This window comes from Rahnella sp. GSA61A (assembly GCF_019969905.1).
Taxonomy (GTDB): Bacteria; Pseudomonadota; Gammaproteobacteria; order Enterobacterales; family Enterobacteriaceae; genus Rahnella; species Rahnella aceris.
In genome coordinates this window covers 1-4,249 of sequence record NZ_JAHXYO010000044.1, presented here as the reverse complement: position 1 = coordinate 4,249, position 4,249 = coordinate 1, and the positions used below count along the sequence as shown (strand labels likewise).

3 protein-coding genes are annotated in these 4,249 nt (G+C 50.0%); all 3 read left to right on the top strand.

All coding sequences use genetic code 11. The features are described from left to right. The first annotated feature begins 599 nt into the window (after positions 1-599). Positions 600-1,616 carry an erythrose-4-phosphate dehydrogenase gene (gene epd, locus LC431_RS26110; RefSeq protein ID WP_013576804.1) on the top strand — a complete coding sequence of 339 codons (1,017 nt, stop codon included), beginning with the start codon at positions 600-602 and terminating at the stop codon, positions 1,614-1,616. Positions 1,617-1,688: 72 nt separating this feature from the next. After that, positions 1,689-2,852, top strand: a complete 1,164-nt coding sequence (gene pgk / locus LC431_RS26105; RefSeq protein WP_013576803.1) for a phosphoglycerate kinase — start codon at positions 1,689-1,691, stop codon at positions 2,850-2,852. A 129-nt stretch (positions 2,853-2,981) separates the two neighbouring features. Then, the gene (gene fbaA / locus LC431_RS26100) at positions 2,982-4,061 is read left to right on the top strand and encodes a class II fructose-bisphosphate aldolase (RefSeq protein ID WP_013576802.1); all 1,080 of its coding nucleotides are present in this window, start codon (positions 2,982-2,984) and stop codon (positions 4,059-4,061) included. Positions 4,062-4,249: the final 188 nt, after the last annotated feature.

The following is a 4,249-nucleotide window of genomic DNA, read 5'->3' as shown; positions in this document are numbered from 1 at the left end:
GGGGGCAGTAAGATTGATAATACCGAGAGCTTGTGAAAGTTCCATTTAAAAAGGGTCCATGATGAGCATGAACCCTTTTTACACGAGCCACCGGATCGGTCAACTGATCCTTAAACGATCGGCATTAACCTTCGGGTGCTTTTTTTTCGCCTGCATTTTCATGCGCCGGTTCTCAGTTTCGTACGAAATGACGCAGGTCAAACCCTTCTGATGCGGACTCGGTTACACTGCCTGCATTCTGAAAATGTTTCATTCGGTCATTTTTTGCGAAAAATCACTGTCGAAAAGGTGACGAAAAAGTAAAATCACTGTGAATATACAGAATTGACTGGTGTTTTTTTCAGCGATCGGCGCGATTAATGCGGGGTTGTTCTACGAATTATTCCTTTTATTCATCGTTTGGTTTATTCTCAGCTGAACCGTTTCAGTCAGGCTATTTGAGCTTAACATCGTCACCAGGTTGTTATCGTGCCTGAAACTGAAACTTTTCTGCCGCATGCATTGTGCGGACAGATGATGATGGTGATTCACCGTAAACGCACGCTGCATTACTATAGGTGTTACTGATATTGAGTAACAACCGTGTAACAGGGAGATGTATGCCAATACGTATTGCAATTAATGGCTTTGGTCGCATTGGCCGTAGCGTATTGCGCGCGTTATACGAATCCGGGCGTCGGGCGGAAATCTCCGTCATTGCCATCAATGAAATCGCCAGCCCTGAAGGCATGGCACATCTGCTTAAATACGACTCCAGCCACGGGCGCTTTGCCTGGGATGTCCGCCAGGAAGGTGAAAACCTTTACGTCGGCGATGACTCCATCCGTTTACTTCATCAGTCTGATGCCAGCCAGTTGCCGTGGGGCGAACTGAGCATTGACGTCGTGCTTGATTGCACTGGCGTTTATGGCAGCCGTGCAGACGGTGAAGCCCAGCTTGCGGCTGGCGCCAAAAAAATTCTGTTCGCGCATCCGGGCGCTCATGATCTTGACGCCACGGTGGTTTACGGTGTGAACCACCAGTTGCTCGAACGTCAGCACCGCATTGTGTCCAATGCGTCCTGCACCACCAACTGTATTATCCCTGTGATCAAACTGCTCGACGATGCTTTTGGCATTGAGTCCGGCACGGTAACGACCATCCATTCCTCAATGAATGACCAACCGGTTATCGATGCGTACCATGCGGATTTACGCCGTACGCGCGCCGCCAGCCAGTCCATTATCCCGGTCGATACCAAGCTGGCCGCAGGGATCACACGCATCATGCCCAAATTCTGCGATCGCTTTGAAGCGATCTCGGTGCGTGTGCCGACAATCAATGTCACAGCCATTGATCTGAGTGTATTTGTCGAGGGTTCTGTGACGGTAGGCGAGGTTAACCAGTTGCTGCAAAAGGCTGCAACAGGTGCTTTTCGTGGTATTGTTGACTATACCGAACTACCATTAGTCTCGACAGATTTTAACCATGATCCCCATAGCGCCATCGTAGATGGAACGCAGACGCGGGTAAGTGGACAGCACCTGATTAAGACACTGGTCTGGTGCGATAACGAGTGGGGTTTTGCCAACCGAATGTTGGATACAACATTGGCAATGTCCGCTAGCGGTTTCTAGTACGGCTGTTCCGGTCTCCCGACCGAAACGGCCTTCAAGCAACTTTAAAGAGAATCAACGAGAGGATTCACCATGTCTGTTATTAAGATGAGCGATCTGGATTTAGCGGGTAAACGCGTACTAATCCGTGCCGATCTGAACGTGCCAGTTAAAGATGGCAAAGTAACGTCAGATGCACGTATCCGCGCTTCTTTACCAACCATCGAAATTGCCCTGAAACAAGGCGCACGCGTGATGGTTACCTCGCATCTGGGTCGTCCGACTGAAGGCGAATATAACGAAGAGTTTTCTCTGCTGCCGGTTGTTAATTACCTGAAAGAGCATCTGAAATCCCCAGTACGTCTGGCGAAAGATTACCTTGATGGTGTTGAAGTTGCCGAAGGTGAGCTGGTGGTTCTGGAAAACGTTCGCTTTAACAAAGGCGAAAAGAAAGACGACGAAGCCCTGTCCAAAAAATATGCTGCCCTGTGTGACATCTATGTGATGGACGCATTTGGTACCGCGCACCGCGCGCAAGCTTCTACTCACGGCGTGGGCAAATTTGCTCCGATCGCCTGTGCCGGTCCGCTGCTGTCTGCAGAACTGGAAGCACTGGGTAAAGCGCTGGGTAACCCGGCACGTCCGATGGTGGCTATCGTTGGCGGTTCTAAAGTTTCTACCAAACTGACCGTTCTGGATTCCCTGTCTAAAATCGCTGACCAGCTGATCGTTGGCGGTGGTATCGCGAACACCTTCGTGGCTGCTCAAGGCAACAACGTCGGTAAATCCCTGTACGAAGCAGACCTGGTCGGCACCGCAAGCAAATTGCTGGAAACCTGCGACATTCCTGTTCCTACCGATGTTCGCGTGGCGACTGAGTTCTCTGAAACAGCCGTTGCAACGGTGAAGTCTGTTAAAGACATCAAAGATGACGAACAAATTCTCGACATGGGCGATGAGTCTGCATACCGCCTGGCTGAGATCATTAAAAACGCTAAAACCATTCTGTGGAATGGTCCTGTAGGCGTGTTCGAGTTCCCTAACTTCCGTAAAGGGACCGAAATTGTGGCGCAGGCTATTGCTGACAGCGATGCATTCTCTATCGCAGGCGGCGGCGACACACTGGCAGCTATCGATTTGTTCGGTATCGCTGACAAAATTTCCTATATCTCCACTGGCGGTGGCGCATTCCTGGAATTCGTTGAAGGGAAAGCACTGCCAGCGGTTGTGATGCTGGAAGAGCGTGCTAAGAAGTAATGAACCCTGAACGGGGAGCATAATGCTGTCCGTTCTTCTTTGCCGCGCGGGGGGCTGCACAGTGGAGCCCGCGCGACATAGCAAACCGATTCAATCCATCTACGGCCGACGAATACAGGACAAAGAACTATGTCTAAAATTTTTGATTTCGTAAAACCAGGCGTTATCACTGGTGATGATGTACAGAAAGTTTTCGCTATTGCTAAAGAAAACAAATTTGCTCTGCCAGCGGTTAACTGCGTAGGCACCGACTCTATCAACGCCGTTCTCGAAGCTGCTGCGAAAGTCCGTTCACCGGTTATCGTTCAGTTCTCTAACGGTGGCGCTGCTTTCATCGCCGGTAAAGGCCTGAAAACTGACGTGCCACAAGGCGCGGCAATCCTGGGTGCAATCTCTGGCGCACACCATGTGCATCAGATGGCAGAACATTACGGCGTGCCAGTTATCCTGCACACCGACCACTGCGCGAAAAAACTGCTGCCATGGATCGACGGACTGCTGGACGCGGGTGAAGCTCACTACGCGAAAACCGGTAAACCACTGTTCTCTTCTCACATGATCGACCTGTCTGAAGAGTCTCTGGAAGAAAACATCGAAATTTGCAGCAAGTATTTAGCTCGCATGGCAAAAATCGACATGACTCTGGAAATCGAACTGGGTTGTACCGGCGGTGAAGAAGATGGCGTAGACAACAGCCATATGGACGCATCTGCACTGTACACTCAACCGCAAGACGTTGATTATGCATACGAAAAACTGAACGCCATCAGCCCGCGTTTCACTATCGCTGCGTCATTCGGTAACGTACACGGTGTTTACAAACCAGGTAACGTTAAACTGACTCCAACGATCCTGCGTGATTCTCAGGAATACGTGTGTAAGAAACATAACCTGCCACACAACAGCTTGAACTTCGTATTCCACGGCGGTTCCGGTTCTACTGCAGCAGAAATCAAAGAATCTGTAGGTTACGGTGTTATCAAAATGAACATCGATACCGACACTCAGTGGGCTAACTGGGACGGTATCCTGCAGTTCTACAAGAAAAACGAAGCTTACCTGCAAGGTCAGTTGGGTAACCCGGAAGGCGCGGACAAACCTAACAAGAAATTCTATGACCCGCGCGTATGGCTGCGTTCTGCACAGTCTTCCATGGTGACTCGCCTGGAACTGGCATTCAAAGAACTGAACGCAATCGACGTACTGTAATTCTTACGCTTCCGGTGCTTGACCACCGGAATGTGAGGATAATCGTCAAAGGGGCTTCGGCCTAATGCCGGTCACTTAAGGTGACCGGCATTGTTTTTTAAGGGATATTTCGACCTTTTTTCTCTCACTTCCCTGACATATTCACGCTCACGTCTCGAGGGCAGTTTTAGCATCGCTGCGTTGCTGTA

Coding starts and splice junctions, on each gene's coding strand:
- epd (WP_013576804.1), top strand. CDS start 600: ATGCCAATACGTATTGCAATTAATGGCTTTGGTCGCATTGGCCGTAGC.
- pgk (WP_013576803.1), top strand. CDS start 1,689: ATGTCTGTTATTAAGATGAGCGATCTGGATTTAGCGGGTAAACGCGTA.
- fbaA (WP_013576802.1), top strand. CDS start 2,982: ATGTCTAAAATTTTTGATTTCGTAAAACCAGGCGTTATCACTGGTGAT.